General features: G+C 68.9%; 15 protein-coding genes. 6 read left to right on the forward strand and 9 right to left on the reverse strand.

Annotation, left to right across the window (positions count from 1 at the left end):
- Positions 1 to 197 precede the first annotated feature (197 nt).
- Both AC1DZV_RS12835 and AC1DZV_RS12840 read right to left on the reverse strand, forming a co-directional pair.
- The gene (locus tag AC1DZV_RS12835) at positions 198 to 1,343 is read right to left on the reverse strand and encodes a ubiquitin-like domain-containing protein (RefSeq protein WP_476950428.1); all 1,146 of its coding nucleotides are present in this window, start codon (positions 1,341 to 1,343) and stop codon (positions 198 to 200) included.
- 304 nt (positions 1,344 to 1,647) lie between these two features.
- Entirely contained in the window at positions 1,648 to 2,535 is an 888-nt protein-coding gene (locus tag AC1DZV_RS12840) for a TatD family hydrolase (RefSeq protein ID WP_476950427.1), read from the reverse strand.
- A 178-nt stretch (positions 2,536 to 2,713) separates the two neighbouring features.
- Here AC1DZV_RS12840 and AC1DZV_RS12845 point away from each other — a divergent pair, with 178 nt between their 5' ends.
- Genes AC1DZV_RS12845 through AC1DZV_RS12855 form a run of 3 tightly spaced genes read left to right on the forward strand, consistent with a single transcriptional unit; the run spans position 2,714 to position 7,949 of the window.
- Entirely contained in the window at positions 2,714 to 3,871 is a 1,158-nt protein-coding gene (locus tag AC1DZV_RS12845; protein WP_476950426.1) for an AAA family ATPase, read from the forward strand.
- A gap of 14 nt (positions 3,872 to 3,885) precedes the next feature.
- Positions 3,886 to 5,427, forward strand: a complete 1,542-nt coding sequence (locus AC1DZV_RS12850) for a DUF58 domain-containing protein (protein ID WP_476953850.1) — start codon at positions 3,886 to 3,888, stop codon at positions 5,425 to 5,427.
- Positions 5,424 to 7,949, forward strand: coding sequence for a transglutaminase TgpA family protein (locus AC1DZV_RS12855; RefSeq protein WP_476953851.1), 2,526 nt, complete (start codon positions 5,424 to 5,426; stop codon positions 7,947 to 7,949). The genes AC1DZV_RS12850 and AC1DZV_RS12855 overlap by 4 nt, the downstream gene beginning before the upstream one ends.
- 9 nt (positions 7,950 to 7,958) lie before the next feature.
- Here the strand turns inward: AC1DZV_RS12855 and AC1DZV_RS12860 are convergent, their stop codons facing one another.
- Both AC1DZV_RS12860 and rsmI read right to left on the reverse strand, forming a co-directional pair.
- Positions 7,959 to 9,458: an NAD-dependent succinate-semialdehyde dehydrogenase gene (locus tag AC1DZV_RS12860; RefSeq protein ID WP_243179863.1), complete on the reverse strand. Its 1,500-nt coding sequence runs from the start codon at positions 9,456 to 9,458 to the stop codon at positions 7,959 to 7,961.
- Between the two features lie 288 nt (positions 9,459 to 9,746).
- Positions 9,747 to 10,703: a 16S rRNA (cytidine(1402)-2'-O)-methyltransferase gene (gene rsmI / locus AC1DZV_RS12865; protein ID WP_476950423.1), complete on the reverse strand. Its 957-nt coding sequence runs from the start codon at positions 10,701 to 10,703 to the stop codon at positions 9,747 to 9,749.
- Between the two features lie 57 nt (positions 10,704 to 10,760).
- Here rsmI and AC1DZV_RS12870 point away from each other — a divergent pair, with 57 nt between their 5' ends.
- Positions 10,761 to 12,518: a dolichyl-phosphate-mannose--protein mannosyltransferase gene (locus AC1DZV_RS12870; RefSeq protein ID WP_476950422.1), complete on the forward strand. Its 1,758-nt coding sequence runs from the start codon at positions 10,761 to 10,763 to the stop codon at positions 12,516 to 12,518.
- Positions 12,519 to 12,579: 61 nt separating this feature from the next.
- Positions 12,580 to 14,409 carry an AMP-dependent synthetase/ligase gene (locus AC1DZV_RS12875; RefSeq protein ID WP_476950421.1) on the forward strand — a complete coding sequence of 610 codons (1,830 nt, stop codon included), beginning with the start codon at positions 12,580 to 12,582 and terminating at the stop codon, positions 14,407 to 14,409.
- A gap of 21 nt (positions 14,410 to 14,430) precedes the next feature.
- Here the strand turns inward: AC1DZV_RS12875 and AC1DZV_RS12880 are convergent, their stop codons facing one another.
- The 5 genes from AC1DZV_RS12880 to AC1DZV_RS12900 form a co-directional block, all read right to left on the reverse strand.
- Positions 14,431 to 15,621, reverse strand: a complete 1,191-nt coding sequence (locus tag AC1DZV_RS12880) for a TIGR01906 family membrane protein (RefSeq protein WP_476953852.1) — start codon at positions 15,619 to 15,621, stop codon at positions 14,431 to 14,433.
- A 112-nt stretch (positions 15,622 to 15,733) separates the two neighbouring features.
- Complete coding sequence (locus AC1DZV_RS12885) at positions 15,734 to 16,960, reverse strand: L,D-transpeptidase (RefSeq protein WP_476950419.1); 1,227 nt, start codon at positions 16,958 to 16,960, stop codon at positions 15,734 to 15,736.
- Positions 16,961 to 17,118: 158 nt separating this feature from the next.
- Positions 17,119 to 18,606: an adenosylhomocysteinase gene (gene ahcY, locus AC1DZV_RS12890; RefSeq protein WP_476953853.1), complete on the reverse strand. Its 1,488-nt coding sequence runs from the start codon at positions 18,604 to 18,606 to the stop codon at positions 17,119 to 17,121.
- Between the two features lie 156 nt (positions 18,607 to 18,762).
- Complete coding sequence (locus AC1DZV_RS12895) at positions 18,763 to 18,996, reverse strand: hypothetical protein (protein WP_476950418.1); 234 nt, start codon at positions 18,994 to 18,996, stop codon at positions 18,763 to 18,765.
- 93 nt (positions 18,997 to 19,089) lie between these two features.
- Entirely contained in the window at positions 19,090 to 19,479 is a 390-nt protein-coding gene (locus AC1DZV_RS12900) for a DUF3499 domain-containing protein (RefSeq protein ID WP_476950417.1), read from the reverse strand.
- Positions 19,480 to 19,711: 232 nt separating this feature from the next.
- On the opposite strand from AC1DZV_RS12900, the gene AC1DZV_RS12905 reads away from it, so the two are divergent.
- Positions 19,712 to 20,263, forward strand: a complete 552-nt coding sequence (locus AC1DZV_RS12905; protein WP_028277395.1) for a metallopeptidase family protein — start codon at positions 19,712 to 19,714, stop codon at positions 20,261 to 20,263.
- The last annotated feature ends 12 nt before the right edge of the window (positions 20,264 to 20,275 follow it).

Raw genomic sequence — 20,275 nt, forward strand, 5'->3', positions numbered from 1 at the left:
TGCGGGCGCCGCTCCGGGCAGGCTTTCGGGGGCGGAGGGGCTCGGTTCAGTCACCTAGGTATCCTATCCCGGCGCCGGTACGCCGCAGGCCGGGTCCGGAGGGAATCCGGACCCGGCCTGTGCACTCCCCCGGCTGTGGTCGGCAGCCGCGGGAGTCGGGCGTTCAGTGGCGGGCGGTCAGCCGCCGGTCGGGCCTGTTAGCTGGAGGCCGCCCAGCCGCAACCCCAGGGCTGCAGTCCGCGCTGGGCGTAGACCCGGTTGGCGACGGCGATCTGCTGGGCCTTGGTGGCGGCCGCGGCGTTCGGGGCGTAGGCGCCGCCGCCCGAGCTGAGCCAGGTACCGACGTCAAACTGCAGGCCTCCGTAGTAGCCGTTGCCGGTGTTGGTGGACCAGTTGCCGCCGGATTCGCACTGGGCGATCTTGTCCCACATGCCCTGGTTCATCATGGCGGGGGCGGCCGCACCGGTGTTGGCGGCGGGCTCGGGCTTTTCCTTGGTGCCGACAGTGACCTTTTCGGTGACGGGCTGGACGCTGACGGTCTCGGACACCAGGGTCCGGGAGGCTTCCCGGCCATCCACGAGGACCAGCTTGAAGTTCTTGCTGGTGGTACCGGCGACGCCGGCCTGGGTAACCTTCTTCTCACCCTTGAACATGTCAGCACTCTCGGTGGTGAGCGTTTCGAAGGCGACGGGCTCGGTGGTGTTGGCCGTCTTGCTGACGTCGACGCGGGAGACCTTAATCACCATGTCATTGACCACCGGAGCGTTCCCGGGCTGGGAGACGCGGTCGCTGGCCCCGAGCGAAAGCCCGGCGTCCTCGAGCACTTTGGCGACTGTGGCCGCCGTCGTGGTGGTCGCTGCCGCCTTGCCGTCCGCAACGAGGCTCACCTTTTTAGGCGTCGAGATGGAGACGAAGGAGCCCGAGACGGCAAGCTGGGCGTCCTTGGGCACGGAGACCTGCGAGGCGCTGGCCACGCCGAGTTCGGTCACGAGCCCCTCGACGGTGGGTGCGGTGGTGGAGATGGTCCGTTCGGCGCCGTCCAGGCTGACCTTGACGGCCTTGGCGAGGTTGACGTTGATGACTGACCCGTCCTGCACGTGGGCGTCCGCCGAAGGCGACACCCTGTCAGATGGCTGCAGTTCAACCTTGGCACTCTTGACGACTTCGCCGACGGTTCCGCCGAAGGTCTGGACGGAGCTGACTTTGCCATCCACGTTGAGTGTGATCGTCTTGTTATTGCCGACGAAGGCCACGAGGCCCAGCACCAGTGCCACCAGCACCACGAGCTGCGTGCCAACCTTGACGAAGCTGAACTTGCCGTCCGATGTGAAGAACTTGACCACAATTGCCCGAATCTCTTGGACCTTCCGGGCACGGGGAAAAGTGCACGTGGCCATCCCCCGTGAGCGCGCCAACGGCGGCTCCGGACAGCGTCCGGAGCGTCACGGAACATGCGTGCACTGCCTCACCCAAAACGAGAGCGCGCATGTGGTTTGTTTGCCACAATGCACGCCCTGCTGGAGTGAAATTATCCGTAGGCCTTCCCCGACCCCGGCTAATAGTTGACCACTGTAATCGAAGCGTTATAAAGGAACCAAGAATTTGTGCATACCTGGTATCTATGCCGGGGAGCTGGATCAGGAAGGTTCAGTCCCAGGATCCGTATGCCCGCACCGTATTTGCGGCGATCTGGGCACACAGCCCGGAAAGCTCCGACCCAGTCACATCGGCCATGGCCCGCACGGTGTACGGAACCATGTAGCTCGCGTTGGGCCGGCCGCGATGCGGGTGCGGGGTGAGGAAGGGCGCGTCGGTCTCGACCAGGATCCGGCTCGGCTCAGCGATAGCCAGCGCTTCCCGCAGGTCCGTCGCGTTCTTGAATGTCACAGTTCCGGCAAAGGACATGTACCAGCCCTCCGCGTTGCAGGTCCGGGCGAGCGCCTCGCCGCCGGAGAAACAGTGGAAGACCACCCGCTCCGGGGCCCCCTCTTCGCGCAGGACCTGGACGACGTCGTCGTGGGCGTCGCGGTCGTGGATTTGCAGCGTCAGTCCGAGCCGTTTGGCGATGTCGATATGGCGGCGGAACGAATAGCGCTGGTGGGCCAGGCCCTCGCCCTCGGTCCGGAAGAAGTCCAGGCCGGTCTCCCCGATCGCCCGGATCCTCGGATGGGCGGCAAGCTCCTCGATCTCGGCCAGGGCCTCCTCCAGGCCGCCGCGCCGGGCGTAGCCGGGGGCGTCGTTGGGGTGGAGGGCAACAGCGCCCAGGAGCCGTGAATCGAGGTCGACCGCGTTGACCGTAAACCGGGACGATTCGAGGTCGCAGCCCACCTGCACGGCGCCTTGGACGCCCACGGCGGCGGCGGCATCGAGGGCATCCTTGATGCCCACCTCGAGCTCCGCGTCGGGAAAGTCCAAATGCGTGTGGTTGTCCATGACCGGCACGGGAAGCGGTTCCGGTGCGGGCGGATACCCGCTGCGTCCGGTACCGTCGTTTCCAGGCGACCGGAAGGGGACGGGAGTGAGGGGATTGGGCATTCATCCACCCTAACCGGAGGCCAGATTTCCCCGGAACTCTCTGTCAGGGCCGGCAGTTGTGTTAGTAGTCTGTTAATACTCTGTAATTTCCCCGTTAGGAAACAGGTGAATGCCACTGCGGGGCCCCGGCCGCCGCGGGCGGTCAGATCCGGGACCCACCAGGGCTGAAAGGCTGCCGATGGATTACCACCGCACTTCCGTAGACGACATCCTCCCCCAGGGACAGAGCCTCCCGGGCCGCGCGTCCTTGGACCCAAACGCAGCCGGACAGCGGCCCCCGCGGCATGAACTGCCGGCCATGGATGCCGACGCTTTCCACTCAGCCAGCACCCGGATCCTGACGGCGATCAATACGGTCATCGACGGCAAGGCCGAAGCGGCCAAACTGGCGCTCACGGTCCTCCTCGCCCAGGGCCACCTGCTCCTCGAAGACGTCCCGGGGGTGGGCAAGACGCTCCTGGCGAAGACGCTGGGCCGCACCATCGACTGCTCCGTCAGCCGGATCCAGTTCACCCCGGACCTGCTCCCGTCCGACGTCACGGGCGTGTCCATCTACAACCAGGCGACCCGGACCTTCGAGTTCCGGCACGGCGCGGTGTTCGCCAATATCGTCATCGGGGACGAAATCAACCGCGCCTCGGCCAAGACCCAGTCAGCCCTGCTGGAGTGCATGGAGGAGCACCAAGTCACGGTGGACGGCACGTCCTACCGGCTGGATGAGCCCTTCATGGTGGTGGCGACGCAGAACCCCATTGAGATGGAGGGCACGTATCCGCTACCGGAAGCGCAGCGGGACCGCTTCATGGCCCGGATTTCCATGGGCTACCCGGACCGTGAGTCCGAGATGGAGATGCTCGAAACCCACCAGGCCTCCTCTCCGCTGGCGCGTGTGACGGCAGTGGTCACCGCGGCGGAAGTGGCCGCCATGATTGCCACGGTGCAGCAGGTGTACGTGTCCCGGTCCATCAAGGAATACACCGTGGCCCTGGGCCGGGCCACGCGGGAAAGCGGGCTTCTCCGGCTCGGCGCCAGCCCGCGGTCCATGCTGCAGCTCCTGCGTGCGGCGAAGGCCACCGCCGCGCTGGAGGGCCGGGACTTTGTGCTGCCGGACGACGTCGTCAGCGTCGCCGAGGCGGTGCTCGCCCACCGGATCATCCTCGACCGCAAGGCGGCCAGCGCGGGTGAGACGCCGCAAAGCGTCATCCGGGCCATCATCGCCAAGATACCCGTCACCCCGGACGTGACGGCCTCACCCAACGGAACCGGCGGCTCTGGCCGGAAGAAGGCCTCGGCCATGGCAGCCGCGCCGCCGCCCAACGTGCCCAATCCGCGCTAGGGAATGGCTCCGCCGTGGCGATAAGGGATCGGTTCCCCGGGCACTTCTTCAGCAGCCGCGGCTGGGGCCTGCTCGGCGCGGGTGCGGTGTCGCTGCTGGCCGCGCAGATCATGGGGCGCCGGGACCTGCTGGCCCTGGCCGTCCTGCTGCTGGTGCTGCCGGTGCTCGCCCTGGCCGGAACCCGGGTCCTGAAGCCGAGGTTCCGGGTCTACCGCGAATTCAGCCCGTCGCCGGTTGAAACGTCCGCCCGTGCCACGGTGCGGCTGGCCGTCGCGCGGACCGGGGCGGGCACAGGCCACGCGGTCATGGAGGAACACTTGCCGGCCCGGTTCGGCGAATCGCCTGTCTTCCGGTTCCCGGCCCGTGCGGCAGCCGGCGGCACCAGCCGCTATGAGTACCACCTCCGCTCGGCCCGGCGCGGCCAGTTCCTGATCGGGCCCGTCACGGCGGAATTCAGCGATCCCTTCGGGCTCTCCTTCCACCGCCACGCGATTGACGACGGCGACCTCCTCACCGTGACGCCCGCCGCCATCGAGCTGCCGGAGACCGGGCTCGCCGGTGCCCGCGGGCACGACGGTGTCACACCCACGCGGGCCCGGGCCAATCCCAGCGACGACGACGTCATGACCCGCGAATACCGCCACGGGGATCCGCTGCGCCGGGTGCACTGGGCCGCGACCGCCCGCCACGGGTCCCTCATGGTGCGGCAGGAGGAATCCGTCACGACCCCCGAGGCGACCATCATCCTGGACCAGCGGCTCTCGGCCTACCCCCACGGGGTGTTCGGCCACAGTGCACATTCCTCCGGCGGCCACCCGGGCGGCGGGGAGGGGGACGGCCACGACCTGCTGACCTCTGATGCCTTCGAGTGGGCTGTCACGGCGGCGATGTCGATCGGGGCCCACCTCGCGGAACGCAACTACTCGCTGCGGTTCCTGGACAGCGCGGGCGCGCCGGCCTTCCGGAATTCGCCGTCCGCTCCCGACCCGGAAGCCGAGGAATACACCGGAACGGCCGGGCTGCAGTCCATCGCCGAAAGCCTGGCTGCCATCGAGCTTTCCGGCCCGCACCACACCCACCTCCACAACCACCCGCGCCGTGACCGCACGGCGCCCCGCCCCCAGGCCCGCCCGCAGGAGGCCGCGGCGGGAACCAGCACCGGATCCTCCGCGCCGGGTGGATTCCGCTCCGGGGCCGGTGCAGGCACCGGGAATGCCCCGCACGCCTTCGACGACACCCTGATGGACAAACTTTCCGCCCACCGGCTGCGCGGACCTGTCCTGGCGGTCCTGGGCAGCCTGACCCCGGCCGAGGCCCGGGCGCTGTCCCCGGCCGCCGGGTTCGGCGCGAACGCCTTCGCGCTGCTGGTCACGGACCGGGCACAGGACTCCGGCGAAGTGCCCGAGGTGCTGGAGGCGCTGCGGCTGGGCGGATGGCGGGCCCTGGCGGTATCCGCCCAGAGCTCGCTGCCTGACGCCTGGGCAGCCTTCGACCAGGCAGACCCGGGGATGTCCGCCGGGGCCGACGTCCGCCGCGGCGTGGGGGGCCGGCCATGACCCTCGCCCCGCAACGCAGCCACGGCACCGGCACGGCCGGCGAAGAAGAACCGACGGCCCTCTCCCCCGGTGCGGCGTCCCGGCCGGACGGACCCGGCGCCCGGCCCTGGGTGATGGCGACCGCCGTCGCGGTGGCCGTCGCGGGCGCGGCCCTCGGATTCAACGGCGTCCTGCGGGGCTGGGCCTGGTACTCCCCGGTGTTCAGCACCGTCCTCTCCGTTGCGTTCTCCCTCGCGGTGCTCCGGTCCCTGCGTGCCCGGCCCTGGCTGGTGACCGCCGGCGGCCTGGTGGCCCTGATCGTGGCCGTGACCTTCATCTTCTTCCGGCAGCACAGCATTGCCGGGTTCATCCCCTCCCCGGAGACCGGGAACTACCTGGGAAAGTTCCTCCGGCGGGCCAGCGAAACGGTCCTGGCCGAGAGCACCCCAGTGGCCCCCAACGCCGGAATCGTCATGCTGATCTGCGCGGTCCTCGGGCTGCTCGTGATCCTCATCGATGCCCTGGCGTTCCCGCTGGCGCTGCCGGCCACGAGCGGGCTCGGGATCCTGGCAATCCTCGTGGTCCCGGCCATGGTCAAGCCGCAAAGCGTGGGGGTGCTGGGGTTCGTGGGCGCCGTAGTCGGGTACCTGTTGATCCTCGGCTGCAGCCATTGGTACACGCCGGATACCCGCACCCTGGCCGACACCGCCCGCAACCCCGGACAGCTGCGGCGCGGCACGGTCACGGCCGTCGCGGCGCTGACCCTCACGCTGGTGCTGCAGCTGGTCATCCCGGGTTTCGACCAGGGCACGTTCCCGCAGGGCTCGCGGCTGAACCCGTTCGGCGGCGCCACCGGCCTCAATCCGATGATCAGCCTGGGCAACAGCCTGCGCAGCCCCTCCGGCGAGGGCCGGATCACCTTCGCCACGAACGCGCCGACGACGCCGTACCTGCGCTCGGTGACGGTGGACACCTTTGACGGCGATGCCTGGTCACCCGATGACCGGGAGTCGAGCCGGCAGCCGGGAACGGGCCGGCTCGAGGCCGGGCATGAGACCGCCCCGGCCGAGCTCCGCGTGATTACGGCCGTCAACACCGGCCAGTACACGAGCCCGTACCTGCCCGCGCCGTATGCGCCGGAAGCTGTCAACGGCCTCTCAGGGCGCTGGAGCTGGGACCCCGCCACGCTGAGCATCAAGGGTGTGGACACAAATTCCCGCGACCAGCAATATGTGGTCTCGTCCGTCACTCCGCAGCTCACGGCAGCGCTGCTGGCGGGCGCTTCCGGGCAGGTGCGCGGTGTCCCCGAACTGTTCCTCCGGGAACCGTCGAATGTTCCGGAGGTTGTGCGCAGCACGGCTAAAACTGTGACGGCGGGTGCCAACTCGCCGTATTCGCGGGCCATGGCCATCCAGAGGTATTTGCGCTCCGCCGAGTTCACCTACTCGCTGCAGTCCCCCGTGCAGGGCGGCTACGACGGCAACGGCCTGTCCGTGCTGGCGGACTTCCTGACCCAGAAGAGCGGCTACTGCATTCATTTCGCCTCCGCCATGGCCGTGATGGCCAGGCTGGAGGGCATTCCGAGCAGGATCGCCGTGGGCTACGCGCCGGGGCGCCCCACCGGGGCCACGGTGGCGGTCTCGGGCCAGGGCCCGCTTCCGGAGTTCGAGGTCGATGCCCGGGACGCCCACGCCTGGCCGGAGCTCTACTTCCAGGGCGTCGGCTGGGTCGCGTTTGAGCCGACGCCATCCCGCGGCGTCGTTCCGGCGTACGCCACGGATGCCGCCGCACGCAGCGGTGCCAGCACCAACGACCGCAACGACGCCCTGACCCCCGGTGACGGATCCACCCAGGCACCGTTCCCGGCCCCCGGCACGGTTCCGCTTCCCGGAGCGGGCACGCCGGCGCCCAGCGGCGCGCAGGCGGCACAGGCGCTGTACGGTGTTGCCGCGGCGCTGCTGCTGGCGCTGCTGGTGGCCTCCCCGCGGCTGGTGCGCAGCGGCGTGCGGCGCCGCAGGCTAAGGACGGCGGCCCGCGGCAATCCCGGCGCCACGGCCGGGACGGCGCTGCCGGCCTGGGCGGAACTGCGGGATCTGGCCACGGACTACGGGGTGGCGCCCGGAGCGAGCGAAACGCCGCGGAATTTCTCCGAGCGGTTGCGCGCCTCGACGGTTTTCGGGGAACCCGGCGGTGCGGACGGGCCCGGCCAGCGGGCCGCGGCGGCCCTGACCGAGGACTTCGAACGTGAGCAGTACGGCCGCCCGGGCGGCGTGGCCGGCCCGGCGCGGGCCGCAGGCTCCGCGGATCCGGCCGACTCCGCCGCGGCCAGGATCGCCCAGGTGCAGTCCTCGCTGCGCGCCAACGCCGGCTTCCTGGTCCGGCTACGCGCGGCCTGGCTGCCGCCGTCGGTCATGGCCGGCTGGCGGCGCGCCCTCCGGCTGCCCCGCGGGTTCCTCTCCCGGACAGCACTACGCACCCGGCGGGGGTTCGCGGGATCCTGGGGGAAGATCCGCAACTCCGTCCGCCGGGTGCGCCGCGGGTAGCTGGTGTGGCTAGCCGGCGTAGGGGTCGGCGATGCCGATGTACTGCGTGTAGAGGTATTCCTCGATGCCCTCGAGGCCGCCTTCGCGGCCCAGGCCGGACTGCTTGACGCCGCCGAACGGGGCGGCAGCGTTGGAGACCACGCCGGCGTTCAGGCCCAGCATGCCGGTCTCGAGCCGTTCGCCCATCCGGATGCCCCGGTTCAAGTCCCGGGTGAAGACGTAGGCCACCAGCCCGTATTCGGTGTTGTTCGCGAGCCGGACAGCCTCGTCCTCGGTGTCAAAGGTGATGATCGGGGCGACGGGTCCGAAGATTTCCTCGGACAGGATCCGGCTGCCCTCGGTCACGCCGGTGAGGATCGTGGGCTTGTAGAAGTAGCCCGGGCCCTCGACGGCGGAGCCGCCGGTCACGGCGACAGCACCGGAGTTCACGGCGTCGGTGACGAGTTCGTGGACCTTGTCCCGGCTCTTGGCATCGATCAGCGGGCCGACCTTGGACTCGGCCTCGGTGCCCCGGGCCGTGGTCATCTCCGCCATCTTCGCGGCGAACTTCTCCGCGAACTCGGCCGCGACGGACTCGTGCACGATGAACCGGTTCGCCGCCGTGCAGGCCTCGCCCATGTTCCGCAGCTTCGCCAGCATCGCCCCGGCGACGGCGGCGTCGATGTCGGCGTCCCCGAACACGACGAACGGGGCGTTCCCGCCGAGTTCCATCGAGGTCCGGAGCACCGTCTCGGACGCATCAGCGAGCAGCCGGCGGCCGACCTCGGTGGAACCGGTGAAGGACAGCTTGCGCAGGCGCTGATCCTTGATCAGCGGACCCGTGGTGGCGCCGGCCGTGGAGGTCGGGATGACGTTCAGGACACCGGCGGGCAGGCCGGCCTCGACCATCACGGCCGCGAACAGCTGGGAGGTCAGCGGGGTCAGGTTCGCGGACTTGAGCACCATCGTGCAGCCGGCCGCGACCGCGGGGGCGATCTTGCGGGTGGCCATCGCCAGCGGGAAGTTCCACGGCGTAATCAAAAGGCACGGGCCCACGGGCTTCTTGGTCACCAGCAGCCGGGACTTGCCGTCCGGGGAGACCGAGTAGCGGCCGAACGCGCGGACGGCCTCTTCCGAGAACCAGCGCAGGAACTCGGCGCCATAGGTGACCTCGCCACGGGCCTCGGCCAGCGGCTTGCCCATCTCCAGGGTCATCAGGAGCGCGAAGTCCTCGGCCCGTTCGGTCACCAGCTCGAAGGCGCGGCGCAGGATCTCGCCGCGTTCCCGGGCCGGGACCTTGGCCCAGGACTCCTGCGCGGCAGCGGCCGCGTCCAGGGCCGCCTTGCCGTCTTCGGGACCGGCGTCGGCAATGCTGAGCAGGACCTTCCCGGTCGCGGGATCCTCGACGTCGAAGGTCTTCCCGGACACGGCCGGACGCCATTCGCCGTTGATCAGCAGACCCGTCGGAACGGACGCCAGCAGGGCGCTCTCCCGGTCCGCGGAAACAATAGGCTGGGCAGTTACAGTCACAATGACTCCCTCGTCAGCAATTCGGTTGAACTAGTGTGGGCACAAGTTTTTGAATGAGTTTTCGTTGTAGGCGCTCGTTCCCACAGGCAGGCACGGGCGTCTGGATTACTGCCACGCTACTGCCGCGCTCACTGGCAAGTCTATGCATGCGCGCACTACTGTATCCAAACTATGCTGTGCAGCTGCACAACCGTTCTGTGTGGGCGTGGAGCCCGGTTCCGGCCCCGGAGGCACGGCGGCGCGCCGGAACCTGCCGCCCGGCACCCAGCACCTGGCTCAGCGCACGGCTCAGCGCGCGGCGAGGACCGCGGCATAGAGTTCGCGCTTGCTGACCTTCGCGTCATCGGCCACTGCGGCGACGGCCTCCTTCAGCCGGATGCCCTGGGCTATCAGCCCGTTGACGGCAGCCACATGATCCTCGGGACGGCCGGGTTCGCGTTCCGGGGCGCCGCCCACCACCACGGCAATTTCGCCGCGCACTTCGCTGGACTCGGCCCATTCAAGCAGTTCGCGCAGGGTGCCGCGGATGACCTCTTCATAGGTCTTGGTGAGTTCACGGCAGACGGCGGCCCGGCGGTCGGCGCCAAAGCTCTCCCGCAGGGCCCTCAGCATGGGCTCCAGCCGGTGCGGTGCCTCGAAAAACACCATGGTGCGCCGCTCGGTGTCGAGATCCGCCAGCCGCGAGGAACGTTCACCGGCCTTGCGCGGCAGGAAGCCCTCGAAGCAGAACCGGTCCGTCGGCAGGCCCGACAGGGCCAGGGCGGTCAGCACGGCGGAGGGTCCCGGCGCCGCGGTGACGGTGAGGCCGGCCGCCACGGCGCCTTCAACCAGCCGGAACCCCGGATCAGAGACCGAGGGCATGCCGGCGTCGGTCACCATCACCAGGGTCTTGCCGGACCGGACCTGCGCCAGCAGGTCAGCCGTCTTGGCTGCCTCATTGTGCTCGTGATAGCTGATGATCCGGCCCGCCACGGTGACGCCGAGGTTCTGCACGAGGCGGTGCAGCCTCCGGGTGTCCTCCGCGGCGACGATGTCCGCCGTCGCGAGCAACTCCACGAGCCTCGCCGAGGCATCGCCCGCATTGCCGATCGGCGTCGCGGCGAGGACGATCCTGCCAGGCCCGCCGGAGGCGGACACAGCGGCGGACACAGACGCCGAATCAGCGGCGGGAACGGCGGCGGCGTCATCGCCGTCGAGGGGAGGATCGAGGGGAGGAAGGGGGGAAGGGCTGGGTTCGTGGTCCACAGGACCAGCCTACTGCCGCCGGGGCGGGGGCCTGCGGGCACAGCTGCGAAAGGTAGCATGGGCAACGTGACCCAGACCCCCACGCGGCAGCCCGAGACTGGCCCTGATGCTTCGCCGGCAACAGGTCCCGGCCGTCCCGACGGCCGGGCGGCCGGCAAGGACCGGAGCCGCTTAAGCACCGGCCGCAACCTTGAAGGGCACCGCTGGATCGGCCGCCCCGCCGAGGCCAACACCCCGGAGGCCCTCCGTGAGCGCCTGATCGGCGGCCTCCAGAGCTGGCGGGACTACCCGGCGTCGCTTCGGCTCTGGTACTGGCTCATTCCCGTCCTGACGGCCGCGCTGGGCGGCGTCCTGCGGTTCGTCCGGCTGGACACGCCGCGCAACCTGGTCTTTGACGAAACGTACTATGTCAAAGACGCGTACTCATTCCTGGTCAGCGGATACGAGCGCAGCTGGCCGGACCGGGCGAACGACTCGTTCATCGCCGGCAACCCCGGCGTGCTGCTGAACACGCCGGAGTACGTCGTCCACCCGCCGGTCGGCAAGTGGATGATCGCCGCGGGCATGTGGCTGTTCGGGGCGGACAACCCCTTCGGCTGGCGGTTCGGTGCGGCCCTGACGGGGACACTGTCCATCCTCCTGCTGGCCCTGATCGCGCAAAAGCTCTTCCGCTCGCTCACCCTGGGTGCCGTGGCCGGCATCCTGCTCGCCGTGGACGGCCACCACCTGGTCATGTCCCGGACCTCGCTGCTGGACATCTTCCTGATGTTTTGGATCCTCGCCGCGTTCGGGGCCCTGCTGATGGACCGCGACGACGGCCGGAGGCGGCTCGCTGCCCGGCTCGGCCGGCAGGCCGCGGCCTCCGCCACGGGGCGGCCCTCGGCGCTGCAGCTCACCTCCGGGCCCTGGCTCGGCATCCGGTGGTGGCGCCTCGCGGCGGGCGTCTGCCTGGGCCTGGCGGTCGGCACGAAATGGTCCGCCCTGTTCTTTCTGGCCGGATTCGGCCTGCTGACCGTCTTCTGGGACCTCAGCGCGCGGCGCATAGCCGGCGTGCATGCCTGGATCAGCGGCGGCATCCTCAAGGACGGCGTCCCGGCCTTCCTGAGCATCGTTCCGGTGGCCGCCCTGGTCTACGGCGCCACATGGACCGGGTGGTTCCGGTCCACGGACGCCTACTTCAGGCATTGGGCCGAGGCCAACCCCTCGGCCGAGTGGGGCTGGCTGCCGAACGCCGTACGGTCCCTGGCGCATTACCACCTGGAGGCCTACAAGTTCCACCAGGGCCTCAGTGCCGACCACCCCTACGAGGCCAGCGCCTGGAGCTGGCTGGTCATGGGCCGGCCCACGTCCTTCTTCTATGAATCCCCCGGGCAGGGCACCCCGGGCTGCGAGCTGACCAACTGCACCACCGCCATCCTCTCCGTCGGCAACCCGTTGATCTGGTGGAGCGCGGCCGTGAGCCTGGGTGTCCTGCTGTTCTGGTGGGCGGGCCGCCGCGACTGGCGCGCCGGCGCAGTCCTGGCCGGAGTGGCCGCAGGATATCTCCCCTGGTTCATGTACCCGGAGCGCACCACCTTCTTCTTCTACGCCGTGTCCTTTGAACCGTTCCTGGTGCTGGCGCTCGTCTATTGCCTGGGGCTGGTGCTCGGCCAGCGCGCCGACCCCCTCTGGCGCCGGCGGTCCGGGTTCTACCTGGTGGCGCTGTTCGTGGTGGCGGCCGTGCTGGTGTCCGCGTTCTTCTACCCGGTCTGGACGGCCGAGGTGATCCCGTACCAGGACTGGCGCATCCGGATGTGGATGCCGTCCTGGATCTAGGGCAGGATTGCAGGGGAATGTCCGCCGAACTCCGGGCGGACCAGGAAATGGAGACTCGGCTGTGAGAGAAGCAAGCACCGGACTGCTCGTGGAGCTGGACCCGGAGAGCAACGTGACTGACCTGCTCCTGGAGCAGCACGCGAAGGATCCCGTGCACGCCCTCTACTCCCGCAAAGGCCCCGGCGGCTGGACCGACGTCTCCGTCCAGCACTTCCTGGAGCAGGTCACTGCCCTGGCCAAGGGCCTGATCGCCGGCGGACTCACGCCGGGCGAGACCGTCGCGGTCATGTCCGCCACCCGGTACGAGTGGACGGTGGTGGACTTCGCCATCTGGTTCGCCGGCGGCGTCACCGTTCCGATCTACGAGACCTCCTCCGCGTCCCAGGTCGAGTGGATTCTCCATGATTCGGGGGCCCGGCGGGTGTTCGTCGAGGACCACGCCAGGGCCGCTCTCGTCCAGGGCGTCCTGGACGCCTCCACCGTCCTCGGTGACCGGCTTGTTGCCGTCGTGCGGATGGAGCACGACGGCGCCGCACCGAACCTGGCGAGCATGGCCGCGGCCGGCACCGGGGTGACCGACGCCGAGCTGGAACGCCACCGGACCGCGGCGTCCCTGGCGGATGTCGCGTCCCTGGTCTACACCTCGGGCACCACCGGCAAGCCCAAGGGCTGCGAGATCACCCACGCCAACTTTGCCCTGGTGGCCAAGAACATCGTCCTGTTCCTGCCCGAGCTCCTCATGCAGCCGCGTTCCCGGACGCTGATGTTCCTGCCCCTGGCGCACGTCCTGGCCCGGGCGGTGCAGGTGGTCTGCCTTAGCTCCGGATCCACCCTCGGCCACACCGCCAGCGCCAAAGAGCTCCTGGACGATCTGGACAGCTTCAAACCCACCTTTCTGCTGGTGGTCCCCCGGATCTTCGAAAAGGTCTACGCCGGAGCCGCGCAGAAGGCGGACGCCGCCGGCAAGGAACGTATCTTCACAGCCGCAGCGGCGGCCGCGATCGACTACTCCAAGGCCCTCGACGCCGCCTCCCGGGGCAACGGCACGGGCCCGGGGCTCCTGCTGCGTGCCCGGCACGCAGTCTTCGACCGGATCCTGTATCCCAGGCTCCGGCAGGCCTTCGGCGGCCAGCTGCGGTACACGGTCTCCGGCGCGAGCCCGCTGAGCTCCAACGACGCCCATTTTTTCCGCGGCGTGGGCATCCCCGTCCTGGAAGGGTACGGCCTGACCGAAACCACGGCGCCCTGCACAGCCAACACCCCGACACGGACCAAGGTGGGCACCGTCGGCATCCCGATTCCGGGCACCACAGTCCGGGTGGCTGACGACGGCGAGATCCTGGTCAAGGGCATTGGCGTCTTCAAGGGCTACCACGCGAACGAGGCCGCCAACGCTGAGGCCTTCGTGGACGGTTTCTTCCGGACCGGCGACCTCGGTTCCCTCGACGAGGACGGATTCCTGACCATCACGGGCCGGAAGAAGGACCTGCTGGTCACGGCCGGCGGCAAGAATGTCGCCCCGGGCCCGCTCGAGGAGAAGATCCGGGAGCACCAGCTGGTCGGACAGGCCGTGATCGTTGGCGACGGCCGGCCCTTCGTCTCTGCACTGGTGAACCTGGACCCGGAAGGACTGCGCAACTGGTGCGCCGCCCGGAAGGTGCCCGTCATGGCGCCGGCCGAAGCCGCCGCGGACCAGACGGTCCGCGCCGCGATCCAGGAAGCCATCGATGCCGCGAACCTCACGGTCTCCAAGGCCGAGTCGATCCGCAGCTTCGTCATCCTGGACGCCGACTTCACCGTGGAATCAGGGCACCTGACCCCCTCGCTCAAACTCAAGCGGGCCGCCGTCGTGCGGGACTACGAACAGCACATCAACCGGATCTACGGCTGACCCCGGGCAACCGGCCCGTCGTCAGACGGTGTGCCGGGTGCGCGCCGGGCCCTCTGCGTCGCTGCCGGCCGTGCCGTCCGCCGCGGGCGCAGCCTCGGCGGTGGCGCCAGTGCCGGCATCAGTATCGGTGCCCTTGGATGTGGCGGCGGCCTTCTTGCCGAGGCCGCGGCGCCGGCGCGTGGGCCAGGTCAGGACGAGGGTGACCAAGGAAGCGAGCAGCACGAGGCTTCCGATGACGATCCCGGCGTCCATCCAGAACTGGCCCGGGAAGAGCCGGATCAGGGTGTCCTGAAGCGTAAATGTCCAGGTCCCGTTGGCGAAGAAAATACGGTGGAAATCGGTGAAGAACTGCTCCCAGCCGAGTACCGCAAGGGTCCCGAGGCCGATGATGAGCGCAAGGGTGACGATCGAGCCGGCGAACAGGCCGCGGCGGACTCCCCCGTTATGGCGGCGCTTGAGGTAGATCACGGCCACCAGGCCCAGCAGGATCAGCAGGGTACCGGCGCCGAAAGTGGACAGGATCACGGCCTTGACGTCGACCATGTGGCTGACTTCGCCGTCCTTGAACAACCGCTCCCCGCTTTGGTCCACAAGATCGCCGAGGTAGCGGGGGCCCGACCAGTTGCTGAGGTAGTCCACCGCGTAGGAACCGTACGTCATGCGGTCATCGGTGCTGAAGCCGTAGCCGTCACCGGGGAAGCCCGGACGGTTGTATTCCACCCAGAGGAACAGAGGGCTGGTCACGGCGCGGACGGCGAGCACCAGCAGGATAACCGGGTAGAACACGGCGAGCAGCACCTGAAGCACCCGCGGGAGGACGGGCTTGGCCTTGGCCGCCTGCTCGCGTTCGGCATTCCGGCGTTCGGCGTTGCGGCGTTCGACTTCGTCCTCGGGGGCGGTGTCAGGACGTGCGCCGGCTGATACGCCGGCTCCTGCCCCGCGCGCCTTGTCATCCGACGGGGCAGCATTCGACGTGGCCACATCCGACTGGGCAGTATCCGACGGCCCCGTGGCGGCGGCCTCGGCCGCCTTGCGGTCGGCGCGGCTCTCCGGCTGGCTGGCGGTGGGCGTTGCCGACGGCGCTGGCGTGCCCGCAGTGGGCTTGCCGGCGGCGGCCGGCTTCATCCAGTCGAACGCCGGTTCGTCGGTGTCGTCCGACGGATCCAGGTGCGGATCCGGCCGGTCGGGAGGGGTGGGACTCTTGTCAGTCACGTGGAGCTTCGCTTCCGTAGGCTTCTGCGCTGCCCGGCCTGCGCCCGGCTGCGCAACTTATCTGGCTCTGAGCCTACCGTCAGAGGATTGGGCTCAGCGAGGTGCCACCCCGTCAGTTGGCGTATTGGGCCCAAGGGATGTTCCAGTCCCCGAAGCCGTCATCGAAGTTGGCGTACTCCCCCTCGGTGTTCACCACCTGGACGACGTCGCCGGTGGTCATATTGTCGAACACCCACTTCGCGCCGTCCGGGCCCAGGCCGATACAGCCGTGGGAGAGGTTCGTCTTGCCGATATAGGGCATCGCGGACTCCGTGGCCTGATGGATGAATTCCCCGCTGGGCGTCAGGCGCGTGGCGTAGTTGACGTCCAGCTGGCCGTAGTAGGCCGGGTCCCCCGGTTTGAGCCCAATAGTGGAGGCATCCATGTGCTCCACACGGTGCTTCTCCATGAACACGAGGAAGCCCCGTGCCGACGGGAACCGGGTGTCGCCCATGGTCGCCGGCCAGTGGCCGGCCGGCTTGTCGTTGATGCTGACCGAGAACGTATGGGCCTTGGCATCGGCGACGGCCACCTTCTTGTCCCCGATGTGGACCGTTACTGTCTTGTTGAAGTTGCCGACCTGCCCGTTGCCTAGCTCGACGCCGAACAGCTTCATGTCCATGGTGATGGTGCTGTTCGCGGCCCAGAAGGCCTCCGGCCGGTACCTGACAGTGTTGTTGTTGAACCAGTGGAAATCACCCACCTGGCCGGACGTCGAGGTGATCTTGATGGCCTTTTCGACGGCGGTCCGGTTCAGGACCGGCTCGCTGAAGGTGATCTGCAGGGGCTGGGCCACACCCACCTTCATCCCGTCCAAGGGGTATATGGCGGCGTCAGCCTCGTTGGCGGTCGAGACGGTGGTGAACGCGCGCGTGCTGTGGGTCTCGCGTCCCGCGTCGTCCACCACGGAGTACGTGAAGTTATACCGCGTGTTGAACGTCAGGTTGCCGGAGGACGTCCAGGCGGACCCGTCCGTGCCCAAGGTGCCGTCAACGGTGTCGCCGTCATCGCTCGTCAGGGCCACGCGGTCAATCCGGCCGTTCGTGACCTTGAGGGAAACCGGCGCCGCAGGGTTGACCTGCTTGGCGCCGTCGGCGGGCGAGACGGCCAGTTCAGCGGGGGCGACCACCGGGACGGCAAGTCCCGGCGTCGTCCGGGCCGGGGATCCGGCCTCGGAGGAAATCCCGGACTGGGCCAGCCCCGGAGCCGCCGCGGCGAAGGCTCCGCCGCCGGCTGCCAGGGCACAGAGCACCCCCAGCAGGGCGATCTTTCGGCCGGTACTCCAGGTTTTCAGGGCCATCACAGGACCCGGGCGTTTCCACACGTCATCCTGCCAGCATAAGCGAATTACCTTGGAACCCCGGCCCGATTCGACCACGATCCGGTTACAAAAGCGCCCCCAAAACGGTCACAGCAAAGGGCCCCGGACCTTCTTCCGGGGCCCTTTGGGAGGGGTTCCTAGTAGCGGTAGTGGCCGGGCTTGTACGGTCCGGCTACGTCGACGTCCAGGTACTCGGCCTGTTCCTTGGACAGCTCGGTCAGCTCCACATCGAGGGCACCCAGGTGCAGGCGGGCGACCTTTTCGTCCAGGATCTTGGGCAGGACGTACACCTGGTTCTCGTATTCCCGCTCGCCCTCGGGCTGGCCGGCCTTCGTGAACAGTTCAATCTGGGCGATGGTCTGGTTGGCGAAAGAGTTGCTCATGACGAACGAGGGGTGTCCGGTGGCGTTGCCGAGGTTCAGCAGGCGGCCTTCGGACAGGACGATGATGGAGCGGCCGCCCATGCCCGTGGCCGGGTCAGCTTCGAAGACCCACTCGTGCACCTGGGGCTTGATCTCGACCTTCTTGATGCCGGGGACCCGCGCCAGCCCGGCCATGTCGATCTCATTGTCGAAGTGCCCGATGTTGCCCACGATGGCCTTGTCACGCATCTCGGCCATGTGCTTGGCCATGATGACGTCCTTGTTGCCCGTGGTGGTGATGAAGATGTGGCCTTCGCCGAGGACGGACTCCAGCTTGGCGACCTGGTAGCCGTCCATGGCCGCCTGGAGCGCGCAGATGGGGTCGATCTCCGTGACGATCACGCGCGACCCCTGGCCGCGGAAGGCCTCCGCTGCGCCCTTGCCGACGTCGCCGTAACCGCAGACGACGGCGACTTTGCCGCCCATCAGGACATCGGTGGCGCGGTTGATGCCGTCCGGCAGGGAGTGGCGGATGCCGTACTTGTTGTCGAACTTGCTCTTGGTGACAGAGTCGTTGACGTTGATCGCCGGGAAGAGCAGCTTGCCCTGCTCCGCCAGCTGGTACAGGCGGTGCACGCCCGTGGTGGTCTCCTCGGTGACGCCGAGCAGGAGGGCGCCGATGCGGGTCCATTTCTGCGGGTCGGCCTCGAGGGATGCGCGCAGCACGTCGAGGAACACCCGGCCTTCTTCGGACTCGTCCTCGGCGGCGGCGGGGACAGCACCGGCGGCCTCGAACTCGACACCCTTGTGCACCAGCATGGTGGCGTCGCCGCCGTCGTCCAGGATCATGTTCGGGCCCAGCTCAGGGTTGGCGTCGGCGCCCGGCCAGGTGAGGATCTGCTGGGCGGTCCACCAGTATTCCTCCAGCGTCTCGCCCTTCCAGGCGAAGACGGGGACTCCCTGGGGGTCCTCGACGGTGCCGTTGCCGACCACCACTGCGGCGGCGGCTTCGTCCTGGGTGGAGAAGATGTTGCAGGAGGCCCAGCGGACTTCGGCGCCGAGGGCGGTAAGGGTCTCGATCAGCACCGCGGTCTGGACGGTCATGTGCAGGGATCCGGCGATCCGGGCGCCCTTGAGCGGCTGGCTGGCGCCGAACTCCTCGCGCAGGGACATGAGTCCGGGCATCTCGTGCTCGGCGAGGCGGATCTGGTGGCGGCCCGCCTCGGCCAGGGAAATGTCCGCAATCTTGTAATCGAAAGTCATCTGAGTCCTTTGTTGTGGCCGGTGGCATCGCGTGTCTGGAGCTGGGCGATTCTGGATTGGAGCAGGATCTAAGCAGTCATTCGGTGCCGCGGGCATCCCCGATGGGTGCCCGGCAGCGTTTTGGGGCCGCTATTCCGCGGCGTGGCGCGGGGCGCGCTATTCGGCGGCGTGGCGCGGGGCGGCGTCGTGCTGGTCAGCGGGGGCCGCCGCTGCGGCGGGCAGCAGTTCCGGCGGGAGCAGCAGCGGGATGCCGTCCTCGATTTTGTACCGCAGCTTGTTCCCGGCGCTATCTGCCGTGACGGTGACGAGCTCGTCGCCTTCCTGCACCAGGCCGGAGCCGGTGACGGGGCATCGCAGGACAGACAACAGTTCGGAACTGAGCTTGGGCATGGTTAACGCTCCCTGATGGGCGCCGCAACAGGGCGCCGGTGGCTGAGTGGCTGACGGCTTTTTGCAGTTTCCACCCTACCGCCAGTTGGCGCCTTAGGAAGGTTCGCGCAGGACGCGCAGATGTCCGCGCCGGGCACCCTCGGCCGGGGCCGGTGCCTCCAGCGCCGGGTGCAGCGTGCGCTGCCCCTTCGCCGTCTCCCCCGCAGCCGGCCGTGCGGCCGCCTCGCGGACCGCGTTGGCGAGGGCCAGGAGGTCGTCGGGGCCGGGACCGGCCGGAGTTGCGGGCATCGCCAGCCGCATGACTTCCCAGCCGCGCGGCACGGTCAGCGAATCGGCGTGCTGTTCGCACAAGTCATAGCAGTGCGGTTCGGCGTACGTCGCCAGCGGGCCCAGAACGGCCGTGGAGTCGGCGTAAACGTACGTCAAAGTGGCCACCGCAGAATTGCGGCAGGCAGACCTAGAACAAATACGAATTGCACCCACGACATCACAGACTACTCCCCCTCGGACCGGGCGCTGCGCATTGAAACGTCTGTCGTTGTGCCGCGGCGCGGCAGTGGTTGTGCCGCGGCGCGGCAGTGGTTGTGCCGCGGCGCGGCAGTGGTTGTGCCGCGGCGCGGCAGTGGTTGTGCCGCGGCGGGGCCGGGGCGGCGCGGCGGCGGATCGCCGTCGGGGCTGTATCGCGTATTTCATTGCGCGGGTTTAGAGTCAAGATATGCAGTCATCGCACCACGATTCGGGTTTCACGGTCCGGTTGGCTGACCCCGACGCCGGACGTACAGGCGCCGGTTCCGGCCCCGCCGGCGCGCCTCTGGCCGGGTCGCCCGCCGCCGTCCAGGGAAAGACCTTCCGGCAGCGCCGCAGGAACCGGCACGGCCGGGGCCTTCGTGGCGAGCTCATTCTCCCCACGCTGCCCGGCTACCGGACCCGCTCCGACCGCTTCGATGACTTCGTCCTGGACTCGGCCCAGCGGCTGCACGACATCTGGGGCAAGCCGCTCGACGGCGTCCGCTTCGCCGTTGACGAGATCCCCCCGGGCCTGGAGCAGCTCGTGGCGGACCGCACGCCCGCGCCGATGGGCGCTTTCACTGCTGCCACGGCCGAGGACGGACCGGTCATCACGCTGTACCGCCGGGTGGTGGAGCAGGTGTGCGGAACCCGGGACGAACTCCAGGACCTCGTGCACGACGTCGTCGTGGAATACACGGCCGAGATGCTCGGCGTACCCCCGGAGTCCCTCGACCCCGTCTATCGCCGCCGGTACTAGCCCGAGCCTGCT

Source organism: Arthrobacter sp. P1_D12 (assembly GCF_056406175.1).

Bases quoted from the DNA above. Each gene is read 5' to 3' on its own strand.
- AC1DZV_RS12895 (WP_476950418.1), bottom strand. From the start codon at position 18,996: ATGCCCAAGCTCAGTTCCGAACTGTTGTCTGTCCTGCGATGCCCCGTC.
- AC1DZV_RS12840 (WP_476950427.1), bottom strand. From the start codon at position 2,535: ATGCCCAATCCCCTCACTCCCGTCCCCTTCCGGTCGCCTGGAAACGAC.
- AC1DZV_RS12905 (WP_028277395.1), top strand. From the start codon at position 19,712: ATGCAGTCATCGCACCACGATTCGGGTTTCACGGTCCGGTTGGCTGAC.
- AC1DZV_RS12870 (WP_476950422.1), top strand. From the start codon at position 10,761: ATGGGCAACGTGACCCAGACCCCCACGCGGCAGCCCGAGACTGGCCCT.
- AC1DZV_RS12885 (WP_476950419.1), bottom strand. From the start codon at position 16,960: ATGGCCCTGAAAACCTGGAGTACCGGCCGAAAGATCGCCCTGCTGGGG.
- AC1DZV_RS12845 (WP_476950426.1), top strand. From the start codon at position 2,714: ATGGATTACCACCGCACTTCCGTAGACGACATCCTCCCCCAGGGACAG.
- ahcY (WP_476953853.1), bottom strand. From the start codon at position 18,606: ATGACTTTCGATTACAAGATTGCGGACATTTCCCTGGCCGAGGCGGGC.
- AC1DZV_RS12855 (WP_476953851.1), top strand. From the start codon at position 5,424: ATGACCCTCGCCCCGCAACGCAGCCACGGCACCGGCACGGCCGGCGAA.